Source organism: Acinetobacter sp. NBRC 110496 (genome assembly GCF_000876115.1).
Lineage (GTDB): Bacteria > Pseudomonadota > Gammaproteobacteria > Pseudomonadales > Moraxellaceae > Acinetobacter.
Map to the genome: position 1 here is coordinate 22,122 of NZ_BBTF01000004.1, position 15,670 is coordinate 37,791.

Genomic DNA, 15,670 nt, shown 5'->3' on the forward strand with positions numbered 1-15,670 from the left:
GGAGGATACAACGATGACGACAACAGCATCCGCAATTAAATTTGCCTACTGGGTTCCCAATGTGAGTGGTGGTCTCGTTGTAAGCAACATTGAACAACGTACCGACTGGAGCTATGACTATAATGTTCGTCTCGCACAGGCGGCAGAACGAAGCGGTTTTGAATATGCGCTGACCCAGATCCGCTTTACCGCAGGATATGGCGCAGAAAACCAACATGAATCAGTGAGTTTTAGCCATGCGCTACTGGCGAAAACTGAAAAACTTCGGGTGATTGCTGCCATCCTGCCTGGCCCCTGGAAGCCCGCATTGGCTGCCAAACAGCTGGCGACCATTGACTATCTTAGCCAAGGGCGTATTGCCATTAACGTGGTCAGTGGCTGGTTTCGTGGCGAATTTGATGCCATTGGTGAACCTTGGCCTGAACATGATGAACGTTATGTGCGTTCAGAGGAATTTATCCGCACCTTGAAAGGGGTCTGGAGTACTGACAATTACAGCTTTGATGGTAAGTATTACCAGTTTCAGAATTACACCCTCAAGCCGAAACCACTGCAACAACCTTCGATCGAAGTGTTTCAGGGCGGTAGTTCCCGTGCTGCACGAGATATGGCTGCACGGGTATCCGATTGGTATTTTACCAATGGCAATAGTGTCGAAGAAATCAAAAAGCAGGTCGATGATGTGCGCAGCAAAGCCAAACAGGCCAATCGGCAGGTCAAGATTGGGGTCAATGCTTTTATCATCGCCCGTGATACGGAAGAGGAAGCCAGAGCGGTTCTGAATGAAATCATTGCACAAGCCAATGTTGAGGCGGTGAATGCTTTTGGTGATGCCACCCGTGAAGCTGGCGCAGCAGCACCCGAACGTGAAGGCAACTGGGCAAAATCAACCTTTGATGATCTGGTGCAATATAACGATGGCTTTAAAACCAACCTGATTGGCACACCGCAACAGATTGCAGAGCGGATTGTGGCCTTAAAAAATGTGGGGGTGGATCTTGTTCTTTCTGGCTTTCTGCATTTCATTGAGGAAGTTGAATATTTTGGAGAAAAAGTTCTACCGCTGGTCCGTCAACTCGAACAACAACAGGAGCATCATCTCGCAGCGAAATCAGCTTAGTTTTCAGCGTTAAACAAGAAGAAAAACAAAAGAAATACACATCCTCCCCAAGGCTCGGCTTGGGGCTTTTTTATTTTAAGTCGTCTCAATTTCTCGCATGACTGTTTCAACTGAATAACGACACCATTTCGATAACTGTTCAATAAATTCATTTAATTGCGATGGATTAAAATGGCTGACAATCATATAGCAGGCATTGCCAAGAATTTTAAAACACTCGTCCACCTGTTGGTATTGTTTAACCAGTCGTTCAACCTCGATAAAAGCTTGCTGATCATTCATAAACAGTTGAATGAATTGTTTATGCTCGTATTTTATCGCGATGGTGTAGTTTTTAATCACACCCACATCCATCAATTGAGCAATTCGCGCACCAACAGCCTGCCCTGTACGATGTACGCGCAATCCAATTTCTTTATGGCTCAGGCGAGAATCCTGTTTTAAAAGTTCAATAATTTTTAAGTCGATCAGATCAAGTTCAATATTCATTTTTCAGTACGAAATAAAACCAGTAACAATGCTTTCACCCGAATATAGCCGATTTCTCTGTTTCACCCTATGCTTGTTTTATCTTAATCTTGGAAGTAAACATAATGAAACAGGCCTTACTGATTATTGATGTGCAAAACGATTATTTTAAAAATGGCAAAATGGAACTGGTCAATCCAGAGCTTGCCTTGCAATATACCAACCAGTTAGAAGATCATTTTATCCAAAACAATTTACCGATTATTTATATCCAGCATATTAATCCTGCCTCAGCCAGTTTCTTTCAGGAAAATACCATCGGTGTTGAATTGCATCCTCAGCTTAAAGCTACTGACAGTTCAATTATTATCGAAAAGCATTTTCCAAATAGTTTCTTAGACACCGATCTTCAAAAAGTACTGGAACAACATCAGGTAGAACAACTAGTGATTACCGGCATGATGACCCATGTCTGTATTGATTCGGGGACACGTGCCGCCAAAGAACTGGGTTATCAGCCGATTGTGATCGCCGATGCCACCGCAACCCGTGACCTTGAGTATGATGGCAAAACTGTCAAAGCCGCTGATGTGCAAACTGCTTTTCTATCGGCATTAGGCTTCTTTGCGACAGTACAAAATACCGAAGATTTTTTAGCCACACATAAATGATCCACATAAAATAGAAAGAGCGCTTCATCAAGCGCTCTTCTTCATTTGAATTGATTTATCGGTTTGGATAGACCGTGGCAATTAAAGCCTCTACGACCGCAGGCTCAGCCAGCGTTGAAGTATCCCCCAAACTATCCAGCTCATTGGCCGCAATCTTTCTCAAGATACGGCGCATGATTTTGCCTGAGCGGGTTTTAGGTAAAGCCGGCGCCCAATGCAATGCATCTGGGGTTGCCACAGGACCAAGCACTTTACGCACCCAATTCACCAACTCCTTACGTAGCTCTTCAGATTCCGCCACATCGGCCTGTAAAGTCACAAAGGTGCAAATCCCCTGACCCTTAATTTCATGCGGCATCCCGACCACTGCAGCCTCAGCCACCGCCTCATGTGCCACCAAAGCGCTCTCGATCTCGGCAGTACCCAAACGATGCCCTGAAACGTTGAGGACATCATCGACACGTCCCGTAATCCAGAAATAACCATCCTCATCCCGACGGGCGCCATCACCAGTGAAATAGCAGCCTTTAAAAGTAGAGAAATAGGCTTCAATAAAGCGTTCTGGGTCGCCCCAAATGGTTCGCATCTGTCCAGGCCAAGAGTCTTTAATCACCAGATTGCCTTCGGTTGCACCTTGCAGCTCATTGCCCTCACCATCCACCAGTGCGGGTTGCACACCAAAAAATGGACGGGTTGCCGAACCAGGTTTGAGTGCGGTTGCACCTGGCAGTGGTGAAATTAAAATCCCGCCTGTTTCAGTTTGCCACCATGTATCGACAATTGGACAACGCCCTTCACCGACCACTTCGTGATACCAGTTCCATGCCTCTGGGTTGATTGGCTCACCAACTGAACCCAGTAAACGTAGGCTACTACGATTACTTTCACGGACATAGGCATCACCCTCACGCATCATGGCACGAATCGCAGTCGGTGCCGTGTACAGAATCGTAATGTTGTGCTTATCAATCACATGACCGATACGTGCCCATGTCGGATACTGTGGAATCCCTTCAAACATCACCGTGGTGGTGGCATTGCTCAATGGACCATAAAGCAAATAACTATGCCCTGTAATCCAGCCCACATCTGCGGTACACCAATACACATCATCTTCTTTTAGGTCAAAGACTTCTCTAAAGGTCGTATTCACATACACCAGATAACCGCCAGTGGTGTGCAGTACCCCTTTCGGTTTTCCGGTCGAGCCTGAGGTATATAGAATAAATAGCGGATCCTCGGCTTTCATCGGCTCGGGTGGGCAGTGTTCATCCACCTCCATAATCGCAAGGTGATACCAAATATCACGGTTCGCATTGAACTGAATCGGATTACCAGTACGATGTACCACAATCACATTTTGGACACTGTCCGTTCCAGCAATCGCTAAAGCCGCATCCACATTTTCTTTGAGTGGCAGCAACTTACCGCCACGCATCCCCGCATCGGCGGTAATGACCAATTTCGCCTGACTATCTTCAATACGGCTCGCCAATGAATCTGGCGAGAAGCCACCAAAAACCACACAATGCACTGCACCAATCCGTGCACAGGCCAACATGGCAATGGCTGCTTCAGGCACCATTGGCATATACAGCACCACACGATCGCCCTTGCCAATGCCTTGTTTTTTGAGCACATTGGCAAAACGACAGACTTCATCATGCAATTCAACAAAAGAAATAATTTTATGGCGCGATGGATGGTCACCTTCCCAAATAATGGCAGGTTTTAATGGATTATCTTTTAAATGACGATCTAAACAATTTGCAGAGACATTCAACTCACCATCGGCAAACCATTCGATTTTAAAGTTATCTTGCTGAAAACTGGTATTCTTCACCTGCGTAAAAGGCTTGATCCAGTCAATTTTTTTTGCTTGTTCCGCCCAAAAAACTTCAGGCTGTTCAATGGATTCCTGATAACGTTTGAAATAGTCTGCTTCCGAGATTCTTGCCGTTTCTTTGAATTTATCAGGCACTGGGTAGATGTCTTTCATAGCTTACTTCCTTGGTCTTTTATCTCATATCCTAGATGTTCTCACCTATTCTTTTGGATATGTTTTGTTCTCTCTTGCAGTATGGGCACCATTTACAAAGGCAAACAATGCGGCTTTGGTCGTAGAAGTTTTATACTGTTCCGACGGACTTATTTTCAAAAATTTACTCAAAATAATTTAAATTTGAACTGCTTGTCTATGCTTTTTGTTTTTAAAATAAGTGATTATTTTGATCATTGCCTAGATCTTAAAAGATTTAATAATCAGAAAAACAGGAATCGCTCATGTTTAATCCCGAATCACCAGCCCCAACCCTAATCTCTACAGATCAGCCACTTTCACCAAACGGGCGTTTCAACCGCCTCAGTTATATTGGTTGGTATGGTTTACTCAGCCTAATTTGTATGGCTGCTTTTCTCGGTATCTTTGCCTTCGCGGGCATCTTTACGACCAGCAACATCGATGAGGCTGTATTTTCGGCCTTCTCCGGCATCACCTTCTTTGCCTTTATTGCCCTTTGGCTCATCACACTTTATTTTCAAATTGTATTCTTAATTCGCCGTTTGCATGATCTAAATAAAACAGGTTGGTTGAGCTTGCTGTTATTGGTTCCAGTCCTCCAGTTCTTGTTTACTTTATATGTCTTACTTGCACCAGGAACACCTCATCGCAACGACTATGGCGATGTACGTCCATCCCGTGCTTGGGAAAAATTACTGGCATGGATCATGATTCTGGTCAGCTTGCTGATGATGTTCGGTATCTTCACCTTTGCTTATTATTTTGCCAGCCCAGATCTGTGGGATGCTCCAACACAAATCCTTCAAAATACGACCGGATATTTCTAACCCGCGCTATTCTGTCTGATGATGAGTGGAAGTCAAAACTTAATTTTGCATGCGTATCAGCCATAAATTCTTTATGATGGCTCCCCTCATTTACTCCTTCCTTTGCGAAATAGAGATCTTGCTGTGGCAAACCAACAAACAACCTTAACTGAAGTGGCAAAAGATACTGGTGAACTGATCCAGCAAGCTAGTGCCAAGACGACTGAAACGGTGCTCGCACATACTGAAAAGTATCATGATGCCTATACCACGATTGATAAAATCATCGATAGTTTCTGGGAACGCGTACCCTATATCGGTATCGCGATTACGGTTTTCATTATTTTTTGGTTACTCACTAAATTATTCAAATTTTTTATTCGCAAGACCTTAGAAAATCGTAGCTATACCCGTCAGAATTTGGTGTTGGTCCTTAATCGCGTCGGTAGTACGTTTATCATCTTCTTTGGTTTCCTGATCGCATTGGTGATTGCCATTCCGGGTTTCACCCCTAGTCAGTTGATTGGTGCTTTGGGAATTGGTTCTGTCGCAATTGGTTTCGCTTTTAAGGATATTTTCCAGAACTTACTATCCGGGATTTTGATTCTGATCAGTGAACCCTTCCGTATCGGCGATGATATTGTGGTGAATGGTTTAGAAGGCAATGTTGAAGATATTCAAATTCGTGCCACTTTCTTACGTTCACCTGATGGCCGACGTATCGTGATTCCAAATGCCACCGTCTATACCAGCGCGGTCACTGTGAATAATGCCTATCAGCGTCGCCGCTGTGAATTTGTAGTCGGTATTGGCTATGAAGATGATATGCAAAAAGCCAAGAAAATTATTCTGGATATTCTGGATCGCAACCTGAATGTACTCAGTCAACCAGGCTTCTCGGTCAATGTCACTGCACTGGCAGATTTTTCGATTAATTTGACTGTGCGCTGGTGGGTGAATACCACTGAAACAACGACTTCGGCATCAATCAGTGAAATTCAGGAATTTGTCGTTACAGCTTTTGATGAAAAAGGAATTTCGATTCCTTATCCGGTACAGGAAGTGAAAGTCTATCGTGGCGATCAAATTGAATCGAGTGACAACTCAGACAAATAAACGTCCAATAATATTCGATACCGCAGTTTCTGTTCGCAAAATCCGGTTGCCTAAGCACATGGCTTGGCAACCATTTTTTTGCAACAAATCAACTTCATAAGGAATAAATCCGCCTTCTGGGCCAATAATCAAACTACACGCATGTGGAATCGCATATGGCATTTTCTGCTCGGCATAGGGATGCGCCACATAGGCAGGCTGGTCTTCGCGAATCAACGTTGGTAAAACATCTTCAACAAAAGGTTTAAAGCGTTTATACATCTGAATGTCTGGTGCAATGGTATCACCAGCCTGTTCTAGCCCCAGAGTCACATAATCATTCAACTGCTGTAAAAACGGCGTTTGCCAATAACTCTTATCCACTCGATAACTATGAATCAGGCTGATTCGTTCTACCCCTAAAGTCACTGCATCCATGATGATACGGCGCAATACTTTGGGGCGGGGTAAAGCAAGAATCAAATGTACGGGTAGCTTTGCAGGAACTGCTTCTGTTTGAATTGGACGAACCGTAATAGCTTGTTCCGTGATACAGACAACCTCGGTAAGGTAGCGCTGCCCCGCTCGAATGCCAACTTTCAGGGTATCACCAACATTGAGCTGTAAGTGCTGACGTAAATGCTGTAATTGTCTGGAGTAGTTAATCTGCCATGCGTCCATCGAGCTGCATTGTTCGGCTTCAAGTAACACAATATTCATGATGCAGCTGTGCGTTGTAAGTAATGATCAAGACACTGAATATGCTGTTGTAAAGAACCTTTATTCGCCTGCAAAACCTGCTCTGCCTGTTGAACCAATTGCTGGGCCTGAACAGTATCTTCTAGGCAAGCCAATAATTGCTGTGCCACCTGCTCCGCATCCGCTCCAATCAAAATACCCTGTTGCGCCACAAACTCATCCACAATAGTTTGAAAATTAAAATAACGAGGACCAATCACTGTAGGTACATTCAACACCATCGGTTCTAAAATATTATGCCCACCGCCCGGCTCATTCAATGAACCACCAACAAAACAGGCTTGGCTGAGGGCATACCAGAGCCACATTTCTCCCATACTATCGGCAAGAAAAACTTGAGTATCCGCTTGGATGGATTGTTGCAAACTCCGGCGTTGGGTTTTTAAATTTAAACTTTGGCACGCCTTAAATAATACTTCATCAAAGCGTTCTGGATGTCGTGGCACCACAATACAGAGTAAATTCGGATTTGAATTTAAATGCGGCTGTAATTGTTTGAGTAAACTTTCTTCTTCAGGGGCATGGGTGCTCGCCAAGGTGATGATTTGACGATCGGCCAGTTGCCAATCCTGCTTGAGTTGCTGGGCTTGCGCGACAAAATGTTCTGGTGCAGTGATATCAAATTTAATATTGCCAACTACCTGACTTTTGGCTGGATTGAGGCCTAAATCGACATAACGCTGTTGCGTTGCCAGATCTTGTGCCAGCAACCAAGTAAGTTGTTGCAGCATCGGTTGGGTTAAACGGCGAACCTTGCCATAACCTTTGGCCGATTTCTCTGACAGGCGTGCATTGAGTAAAATACAGGGAATCTGTTGCTGTTGTGCTGTGGCAATTAAATTTGGCCAGATCTCTGTTTCAACCAATGCCAATAGTTTGGGTTGATACAGATTAAAAAATTGTTTTAGTAATACTTTTTGATCGACAGGCAAATACACCGCCTGAAATAAATCCAGATAAGGCGCTTTTAAAAACAGGGATTTTGCCCGAGCTTGCCCAGTCTTGGTGGTATTGGTCACCAAAACCGGATGGCCTAATTTTAAATAATGTTCAATAAGAGGCTGTGCCGCGTTGGTTTCACCGACTGATACCGCATGAAACCAAATTGCCCCTAAATTTTTAGCAGGCTGAAACGGCCCAAAACGCTCGATACATTCTTGTTGAAACAGCGCATCAGTTTCTGCCCGTTGTTTGATTTTCCAACGGTATAAGGGCTTGAGACAAGCCAATAAAACGTTATACCAAAACGGTGTTTGCTGTGCTGCTGTGTTCTGCGCCATCCGAGACCATAATTGACTATGTGATTGCTGCTCATTATGCGGAATTTAAAACAAAAACTCATGCGATTTTGGTAAATCGCATGAGCCATTTTACAGTTTTAAAGCAAATTAAGCTTCTAACTGCTCATAAGCAGGATAATCGGTATAACCCTCAGCACCCGCACCATATAAAGTTTGTGGTTGAAGTGGATTTAGAGCTAAATCATGTTGTAAACGTTCAAATAAATCTGGATTCGCAATGTATTGTTTACCGAATGAAACTGCATCGGCTTGGCCTGTCGCCAAAATACGTTTCGCAGAATCCGCCGTTAAACCTTCATTGGCAATCCACACCCCTTTAAATTTAGGACGTAATTTAGGTAATAAGCTATCTGCAGCTTCATATTCACGGGTAAAAATAAAACCCACTTTACGCTGATCTAATTGCTCGACCACATAGCCAAACGTTGCCAACGGATTCTCATCACCCATATCGTGTGAATCACCACGCGGTGCAAGATGTACACCGACTCGACCAGCACCCCATACCTCGATAAAGGTATCCACCACTTGAAGCAATAAACGCGCACGGTTTTCAATTGAACCACCATATTCATCATCACGCTGGTTGGTGCTGCTTTGTAGAAATTGATCAATCAGATAGCCATTGGCTGCATGCAATTCAACACCATCAAACCCAGCGGCTTTGGCCTGTTCAGCTGCATTTCTATATTGCGCTACGATTTCTTGAATTTCTTCATGAGACAACGCACGCGGTGTCACAAAAGCACGTTTTGGGCGAAGCAAGCTCACTTCACCCGCAGGTTGAATGGCACTTGGCGCTACAGGTGTATCACCGTCCAATAAGTCTGGATGTGAAATACGACCGACATGCCAGAGCTGAACCACGATTTTTGCGTCTTGTGCGTGCACAGCTTCAACAATTTTATGCCATGCCTGTGCTTGTTCTTGCGACCATAAACCCGGCGTATTGGCATAGCCCGCTGCCTTTGGGCTAATCACGGTTGCTTCGGTAATGATCAGGCCAGCATTGGCACGTTGTTGGTAATATTCCACCATTAAATCATTTGGAATACGCTGTGCACCGCTACGCGCTCTGGTTAATGGAGCTAAAACCAGACGGTTTTTAATCGTGAAATCACCTACTTGCAAAGTAGAATTTAGTTCAGCCATGATCGCCTCAACTTACACTTCTTCGATTTAAAGTGCTTGTTTTAAATGTTCGATATATTGCTGAATCAAAGCTTCATTACGCGTGAAATAGGACCACTGTCCATATTTCTCGACCTTGATCAATCCTGCCTGTTGTAGTACAGACAAATGATTCGACATGGTCGATTGCGCAACTTTTCCTAAACGTTCGATGTGCCCTGCACATACACCCCGTTCAAAACTACCACCACATTGCTCAACGGGTAGAAATTGCTCAGGCTCTTTCAACCATTGCAAGATCTGTCGACGTAATGGATTGGCTAAGGCTTTGCTTATAACATCAATATCCATAGACTCACCACGTTTCTCAAGCGGCAACGCTTTGTTCAGCACCTGAATCCAGTATATCGAACTTTTTAAATATTAATATCCATTTTTTTCGATATTAATATCATATTTTTTCGATTAACCAGCCGATGCTGAACGAGATTGCCGTTTTAATTGGATTAAAACTTATAAACCTTGCTTCAAACTTGCTTCAATGAACTTATCCAAGTCACCATCCAACACAGCTTTGGTATTGGAATTTTCAACTCCGGTACGCAAGTCTTTAATACGTGAGTCATCTAACACATACGAACGAATCTGACTGCCCCAGCCGATATCTGACTTCGAATCTTCCAAGGCTTGAGCAGCTTCATTACGCTTGCTCATTTCGAGCTCGTAGAGTTTGGCACGTAATTGCTTCCACGCGTGGTCACGGTTAGCATGCTGTGAACGCTGGTTCTGACAAGCCACTACGATCCCTGTCGGTGCGTGCGTTAAACGAACGGCAGAATCGGTTTTGTTAATGTGCTGACCACCCGCACCTGAAGCACGGTAAGTATCGGTACGAACATCGGATGGATTGATATCAATCTCGATATTGTCATCAATCTCAGGTGAAATAAACACTGCTGAGAATGAGGTATGACGGTTGTTGTTGCTGTCAAATGGTGACTTCCGTACTAAACGATGTACGCCACTTTCGGTGCGCAACCAACCATAGGCAAACTCACCATCAACACGGATGGTGGCTGATTTAATTCCTGCCACATCACCGTCAGAGACTTCCATCAGCTCAGCTTTAAAGCCATGACGTTCGATCCAGCGCAAATACATACGTAATAACATCGACGCCCAGTCTTGAGCCTCAGTACCACCCGAACCAGATTGGATCTCAAGGAAGCATGGATTTGGGTCCATTGGATTGCTAAACATACGGCGGAATTCAAGATTGCCCAGAGCTTCTTCAGCACTGTCTAACTCAGCCTGAACATCCAACAATAAACTTTCATCATCTGCTTCAACCGCAAGGTCAAGCATAGCCTTAGCATCATCTAACTGTTCAGCAAGACGATCAAACACAGCAATGGTATTTTCTAAACTGCCCTTTTCTTTGGCGATGGTTTGAGCACGGTTTTGATCATTCCAAATCGCAGGGTCTTCTAATTCTCTTAAAACTTCTTCTAAACGCTCAACCTTTAGATCGTAGTCAAAGATACCCCCGTAGTGTTTGGCTACGATCAGCTAAATCTTTCAATTGAATTAAATACGGATTAATTTCCACGCGTGTTTTCTCACAATTTTTTCACTTAATCCGCTATTTTAACATAACTGTTTTAGCCGACACAGCCATGTGTTTTTGAATAATTTGCTTTCTTAAAATCAGCTTTATAAATAAATTTATTTTTGTTTGAAATGTTTTCTAACCCCGATTTAGGCTGGCTCAATGTATAAAAAGTAGACTAAATTCACTAAAATACACAATATCTCCTAAGTTTTAATAAATCAAAACAATCCATTTTTATTAATAAATATCAATAATATAAAATGTCAAAATTACAAGTCAATTACATTTGTACAGTTTGATTACCTTATCAAGATTGACGATCATGAAAATTACTCTAGACTCAAGTTGTAACAAAACATGTATCTGTGTTTAACACTTGGTTTAAATCTTAATGAGGAAACAACCATGAAAAAATTAGCAATTGCATCAGCACTTTTATCTGCAATCGCAGTAACTGGCACTGCTCATGCTTATCAAGCTGAGGTCGGTGGTTCTTATACCTATAAAGACCAAGATCGTTTTGGTGACAGTGATCGTTTCAGCGTAGATGGTAAGTATTATTTCAATCCAGTACAAACACGTAATGCACCACTTGCAGAAGCAGCGTTCCTTGACCGTGCTAGCAATGTAAGTGCACAGTACGCTTATGAAAAAGATGATGCCATTAAAAACAACCAGTATGGCGCAGGGATTGAATACTTCGTTCCAAACTCTGATTTCTACTTAAGCGGTAATATTGGTCGTGAAGAAATCAAACCAAATAGCAACTACCTTGATGGCAAAGTAAAAGTTAACCACTATGCGGGTGAAGTGGGTTACTTACCAGCACCGGGTTTATTAATTGCTGCGGGTGCAAAAACTGTTGACGTTAAAGACGGTGACCGTGAAACTAGCCCAACACTTCGCGCCAAGTATGTAACCAAAGTGGGTCAGAATGACGTCAACCTAGAAGCTTATAGTGCTTTTGGTGACAACAAAGAAGTGAAATTAAAAGGTGATTACTTCATCGACAAAACTTTAAGTGTTGGTGTTGATTACCAAAAACTTAAATATGATGACACAATCATCAATTCGAATGAATGGGGTATTTCTGCGAAGAAATTCTTCAATCAACAAGTGAGCTTAGAAGGCCGTGTAGGTTTCGGTAACGACAAGTCATATATTGACAACGATTACACTTCTTTCGGTCTTCGTGCTGCATATCGTTTCTAATTTTTGAAATCGAAATTGCAAACATAAAAAACGCCCTGAGTCATTCAGGGCGTTTTTTTTCAACCAGCCTTTCATCCATTCCCCCCTTATTCCCTGTGCTGTCTTTTAATATTTTATGCGTTAAAGAATTGACGGTTATATATTTTTGACTACACTAGCGCCTGTAACAAAATATGTATTATTTTTAAACGGGGAAAATAACAAATGAAAAATTTAAATCTTCTTGCAGTACTTATGAGTGCTTGCTTTGCAATCAATGCCCATGCTTATCAAACTGAAGCCAGTGGTGCATATGAACATATCAATATGGATGATGGCAAAGGCAATAGTGCCGTGATCAGCGCTAAATATTATTTTAATCCGGTACAAACCCGAAATGTGCCTTGGGCAGAAGCAGCGTTCTTAGATAAAGCTTCGAATATTGGCGGTGGCTATGCTTATAGCAAGCTCAAGGATGACCAAGATTTCGGTGATTTACAATTTAATATGCTAGGACTACAAGGTGAGTTCTACGTTCCAAATACACAGTTCTATCTTTCTGGCGCCCTACATCGTACCAATGTTAAAGTGACAATCAATGGAATCGGCTCAGACTCCAAAAAGAGTGATGGCTATAACTTAGAAGCAGGTTTCTTGCCAATCTCTGGATTACTCCTTGCTGTTGGCGTTGCAGATTTATCAGATAGCTTAAACCCTGTACAGGTTGCTCAATACGGTTTTACCAGCACACTTTCAAACGCAGCAATCGTGTCTGGGGAAAATGACGATACTGCTGTTTCTTTACGTGCTAAATATGTCGCACAAATTGGTGGCTACTATACCAACTTTGAAGCGCTCAGCTATATTGGTGATGAAACAACCTACCGTTTAGGTGCAGATCTTTATCTTGATCCAACGCTCAATGTTGGTGTCTCATTTGCTGACTCTACCGCAAAAGACTCAGACAGTGTGTTTAATATTCATGCTCAGAAATTCTTCACACCACAATTTGCTCTAGGTGTGGGTTATACCACCACAGATGGCGTGGATGCTTTTGCGCTCAATGGAACGGTTCGTTTCTGATACTGGCTTCATCAAAAATGGCAAAAAATCCGCTCGTAGGAGCGGATTTTTTATTGTTTTAAATACGCAACTTGTAATTGCAGACTGGTGTTACCATTAAAGACATTACGTTCCAAGGTATAAACCAAGTCTACATACCCCAGCATCGGGTTAAATTCAAACCGATCCATGGCATTAAATGCAATCGCATCAATCGAATGTGAGCCTACCGCAAGTTTTAGTTTGAGATGCTGATCTTTGAGCCAGCGATAATCAATCACTTTAAAGCGCCCCTCAAATTGAGGAAGGGGGAATTTTTGTCCCCAAGGCCCAAGCTGTTCAATCCAGTCCAAAGTTCCAAGATGCAAAGCTGAATCGCCTAATTCACCATCGGTCCATAAGGTCGCTTGAAACAACTCCTCATCCATGGCCGCAATAGACTGAATAAACACCGCTTTGAATTCATCAAAGTGCTCTTTTTTCAGCGTCAAACCTGCCGCTGCCGCATGACCACCAAAATGACTAACCAGATGTGGATATTGCTCCGCAACCTGCTCAATGGTGTCACGAATATGAATTCCATCAATCGAACGTGCTGAACCTTTAATATGGATGCCATCTTCATCAGGAGCAAACACCAGACTTGGCCGGTGGAACTGCTCTTTTAATCGTCCCGCCACAATCCCAATCACCCCTTGGTGCCATTGTTGATCAAACATTACCAAGGCAGCAGGTAAATGCGCTGTCTCAAGTTGTACATGTTGCAGTGCTTTCAACGCTTGCTGCTTCATTTCCGATTCAACTTGACGGCGTTCCATATTGAGCTGATTCAATTGTTGTGCAATCGGATAGGCTGTTTGCATATCGGCAGCGAGTAGACACTCAATCCCGATGCGCATACTTTCCATCCGACCCGCCGCATTAATACGAGGCCCCAGTACAAAACCTAAATCCTGCGCACGTAAACTAGCGGCATCACGACCCGCAATATCCAATAAGGCTAAAATGCCTGCACGACACTGATGTTGCTGAATGCGTTTTAGTCCAGCATCAATCAAGATACGATTGTTGTAATCCAGTGTCGCCACATCGGCATAGGTACCCAAAGCCACCAGATCAAGATACTGGGTGACTTTGCTGCTGCTTTTACCCTGCTGACTACGAGTGCTGGCTAGTCGTGCTAACACATAAAAAGCAACACCTACCCCAGCCAGTGCTTTGCTGGAAAAGTCACAACCCAGCTGATTCGGATTAACCACTGCTTCGGCACTCGGTGTCGGCTTGGTGGTTAAGTGGTGGTCGGTGATAATCACCTGCATTCCCAATGCCTGTGCCGTTTCCACACCCGCATGACTGGAAATTCCATTATCGACTGTAATCAAAAGATCAGGTTGATAACTGTGCTGAGCCAATTCTGCAATTGCTGGCGTAAGTCCATAACCATATTTAAAACGGTCAGGCACCAGATACTCTACTCTGGCACCCATGTCTTGCAACACGAGAACCATCAACGCGGTACTGGTTGCACCATCGGCATCATAATCCCCGACAATCACGATCTGCTTTTGCTGATCAATGGCTTGATCGATCAAGGCAACCGCCTGCTCCAAGCCTTTTAAATCAGGCGAAAGGAGATACTTCAGTTTCAGCTCTAGTTCTTGTTCTGACTGAACGCCGCGTCTTGCTAAAATTTCAGCGATAAATGCAGGCACGCCCTGAAACTGTTCAGGGCGTGTCAGTAAGGGTCTTTGTTGAATTTGAATCTGGGTCATTTATGGCATCAAACGTTGTATAGTCCAAACACCGTTCTGTTTTTCATAACTTAAACGGTCATGTAGGCGATTTGGTCGGCCCTGCCAGAACTCATAATAATCCGCTTCGAGGCGATAACCGCCCCAGAATTCAGGTTTATCCAGCTCAGCTTGGGCTTGAGTTTGCAACGCTTGAAAGCGTTGCTGTAATAACTCCCGGCTTTCAATCACACCACTTTGTGGGGTACTGATATGCGCCGCAATCTGACTGTCACGCGGACGCTTATGGTAATAATCCGTCGACTCTTGTGCAGAAATCTTGATGACTTTACCACCGATACGCACCTGACGCTCTAGACTAGGCCAGTAAAACAGCAGTTCAGCATAGGGATTTTCAGCTAAATCTAAACCTTTCTGGCTGTCATAATTGGTATAGAAGTCATAACCTGCTTCTGTCGCGCCACGTAGCAAGACCGTACGCACATGCGGACGACCTTGTCGATTTGCCGTTGCCAAGGACATCGCATAGGGTTCATGTAAATGAGCAGCCAGTGCATGATTAAACCAATTGAGGAACTGCAAATGAGGTTGGCCACTCACTTGGCCTTCATGTAACTCACCTTGCTCGTAGCTCAAACGCAACTCACTCAGGTCTTTAATGACATCATTCATAAATGCACTCC

Annotated in this window: 15 protein-coding genes; 6 read left to right on the plus strand and 9 right to left on the minus strand. The window is 43.6% G+C overall.

Features of this window, described 5'->3' with window-relative positions; translation table 11 throughout:
* The first annotated feature begins 13 nt into the window (after positions 1–13).
* A complete protein-coding gene (sfnG, locus tag Aba26S_RS03345; RefSeq protein ID WP_005275589.1) occupies positions 14–1,120 on the plus strand; it encodes a dimethylsulfone monooxygenase SfnG in 1,107 nt (368 codons plus the stop codon).
* 75 nt (positions 1,121–1,195) lie between these two features.
* On the opposite strand, the gene Aba26S_RS03350 is transcribed toward sfnG, so the two are convergent.
* The gene (locus tag Aba26S_RS03350) at positions 1,196–1,609 is read right to left on the minus strand and encodes an AsnC family transcriptional regulator (protein WP_016651346.1); all 414 of its coding nucleotides are present in this window, start codon (positions 1,607–1,609) and stop codon (positions 1,196–1,198) included.
* 104 nt (positions 1,610–1,713) lie between these two features.
* On the opposite strand from Aba26S_RS03350, the gene Aba26S_RS03355 reads away from it, so the two are divergent.
* Complete coding sequence (locus tag Aba26S_RS03355; protein WP_005275585.1) at positions 1,714–2,259, plus strand: cysteine hydrolase family protein; 546 nt, start codon at positions 1,714–1,716, stop codon at positions 2,257–2,259.
* 55 nt (positions 2,260–2,314) lie between these two features.
* On the opposite strand, the gene acs is transcribed toward Aba26S_RS03355, so the two are convergent.
* On the minus strand, positions 2,315–4,258 hold the full coding sequence (gene acs / locus Aba26S_RS03360) for an acetate--CoA ligase (RefSeq protein ID WP_005275583.1): 1,944 nt from the start codon (positions 4,256–4,258) through the stop codon (positions 2,315–2,317).
* A gap of 284 nt (positions 4,259–4,542) precedes the next feature.
* On the opposite strand from acs, the gene Aba26S_RS03365 reads away from it, so the two are divergent.
* Positions 4,543–5,106: a DUF805 domain-containing protein gene (locus Aba26S_RS03365; RefSeq protein ID WP_016651345.1), complete on the plus strand. Its 564-nt coding sequence runs from the start codon at positions 4,543–4,545 to the stop codon at positions 5,104–5,106.
* A gap of 123 nt (positions 5,107–5,229) precedes the next feature.
* Positions 5,230–6,201 carry a mechanosensitive ion channel family protein gene (locus Aba26S_RS03370; protein WP_005275580.1) on the plus strand — a complete coding sequence of 324 codons (972 nt, stop codon included), beginning with the start codon at positions 5,230–5,232 and terminating at the stop codon, positions 6,199–6,201.
* Here Aba26S_RS03370 and Aba26S_RS03375 read toward each other — a convergent pair.
* The 5 genes from Aba26S_RS03375 to prfB all read right to left on the minus strand — a co-directional run bounded on the left by Aba26S_RS03375 (position 6,190) and on the right by prfB (position 10,980).
* Positions 6,190–6,900 (minus strand): 16S rRNA (uracil(1498)-N(3))-methyltransferase, encoded by a 711-nt coding sequence (locus Aba26S_RS03375; protein ID WP_016651344.1) that lies wholly within the window; start codon positions 6,898–6,900, stop codon positions 6,190–6,192. The genes Aba26S_RS03370 and Aba26S_RS03375 overlap by 12 nt on opposite strands.
* Positions 6,897–8,219, minus strand: a complete 1,323-nt coding sequence (locus Aba26S_RS03380; RefSeq protein WP_016651343.1) for a 3-deoxy-D-manno-octulosonic acid transferase — start codon at positions 8,217–8,219, stop codon at positions 6,897–6,899. The genes Aba26S_RS03375 and Aba26S_RS03380 overlap by 4 nt, the downstream gene beginning before the upstream one ends.
* 108 nt (positions 8,220–8,327) lie before the next feature.
* Positions 8,328–9,392 carry an alkene reductase gene (locus Aba26S_RS03385; RefSeq protein ID WP_016651342.1) on the minus strand — a complete coding sequence of 355 codons (1,065 nt, stop codon included), beginning with the start codon at positions 9,390–9,392 and terminating at the stop codon, positions 8,328–8,330.
* 27 nt (positions 9,393–9,419) lie between these two features.
* Complete coding sequence (locus tag Aba26S_RS03390) at positions 9,420–9,722, minus strand: helix-turn-helix transcriptional regulator (RefSeq protein WP_010590065.1); 303 nt, start codon at positions 9,720–9,722, stop codon at positions 9,420–9,422.
* A gap of 162 nt (positions 9,723–9,884) precedes the next feature.
* A protein-coding gene (gene prfB / locus Aba26S_RS03395; protein WP_096911324.1) for a peptide chain release factor 2 occupies positions 9,885–10,980 on the minus strand; the annotation gives its coding sequence in 2 pieces (ribosomal slippage) (positions 9,885–10,907 and positions 10,909–10,980; 1,095 coding nt in all).
* Positions 10,981–11,388: 408 nt separating this feature from the next.
* Between prfB and Aba26S_RS03400 the strand changes: the two genes are divergently transcribed.
* Positions 11,389–12,195 (plus strand): putative porin, encoded by an 807-nt coding sequence (locus Aba26S_RS03400; RefSeq protein ID WP_016651341.1) that lies wholly within the window; start codon positions 11,389–11,391, stop codon positions 12,193–12,195.
* Between the two features lie 204 nt (positions 12,196–12,399).
* Positions 12,400–13,257 carry a putative porin gene (locus Aba26S_RS03405; RefSeq protein ID WP_016651340.1) on the plus strand — a complete coding sequence of 286 codons (858 nt, stop codon included), beginning with the start codon at positions 12,400–12,402 and terminating at the stop codon, positions 13,255–13,257.
* A gap of 50 nt (positions 13,258–13,307) precedes the next feature.
* Here Aba26S_RS03405 and recJ read toward each other — a convergent pair whose 3' ends face one another.
* Positions 13,308–15,008, minus strand: a complete 1,701-nt coding sequence (gene recJ, locus Aba26S_RS03410; protein ID WP_016651339.1) for a single-stranded-DNA-specific exonuclease RecJ — start codon at positions 15,006–15,008, stop codon at positions 13,308–13,310.
* A complete protein-coding gene (gene pdxH / locus Aba26S_RS03415) occupies positions 15,009–15,659 on the minus strand; it encodes a pyridoxamine 5'-phosphate oxidase (protein ID WP_016651338.1) in 651 nt (216 codons plus the stop codon).
* Positions 15,660–15,670 lie beyond the last annotated feature (11 nt).

Excerpts from the sequence above, each read along its gene's own strand:
- sfnG (WP_005275589.1), top strand. The coding sequence starts at position 14 with ATGACGACAACAGCATCCGCAATTAAATTTGCCTACTGGGTTCCCAAT.
- Aba26S_RS03350 (WP_016651346.1), bottom strand. The coding sequence starts at position 1,609 with ATGAATATTGAACTTGATCTGATCGACTTAAAAATTATTGAACTTTTA.
- Aba26S_RS03355 (WP_005275585.1), top strand. The coding sequence starts at position 1,714 with ATGAAACAGGCCTTACTGATTATTGATGTGCAAAACGATTATTTTAAA.
- acs (WP_005275583.1), bottom strand. The coding sequence starts at position 4,258 with ATGAAAGACATCTACCCAGTGCCTGATAAATTCAAAGAAACGGCAAGA.
- Aba26S_RS03365 (WP_016651345.1), top strand. The coding sequence starts at position 4,543 with ATGTTTAATCCCGAATCACCAGCCCCAACCCTAATCTCTACAGATCAG.
- Aba26S_RS03375 (WP_016651344.1), bottom strand. The coding sequence starts at position 6,900 with ATGAATATTGTGTTACTTGAAGCCGAACAATGCAGCTCGATGGACGCA.
- Aba26S_RS03380 (WP_016651343.1), bottom strand. The coding sequence starts at position 8,219 with ATGGCGCAGAACACAGCAGCACAGCAAACACCGTTTTGGTATAACGTT.
- Aba26S_RS03385 (WP_016651342.1), bottom strand. The coding sequence starts at position 9,392 with ATGGCTGAACTAAATTCTACTTTGCAAGTAGGTGATTTCACGATTAAA.
- Aba26S_RS03390 (WP_010590065.1), bottom strand. The coding sequence starts at position 9,722 with ATGGATATTGATGTTATAAGCAAAGCCTTAGCCAATCCATTACGTCGA.
- Aba26S_RS03400 (WP_016651341.1), top strand. The coding sequence starts at position 11,389 with ATGAAAAAATTAGCAATTGCATCAGCACTTTTATCTGCAATCGCAGTA.
- Aba26S_RS03405 (WP_016651340.1), top strand. The coding sequence starts at position 12,400 with ATGAAAAATTTAAATCTTCTTGCAGTACTTATGAGTGCTTGCTTTGCA.
- recJ (WP_016651339.1), bottom strand. The coding sequence starts at position 15,008 with ATGACCCAGATTCAAATTCAACAAAGACCCTTACTGACACGCCCTGAA.
- pdxH (WP_016651338.1), bottom strand. The coding sequence starts at position 15,659 with ATGAATGATGTCATTAAAGACCTGAGTGAGTTGCGTTTGAGCTACGAG.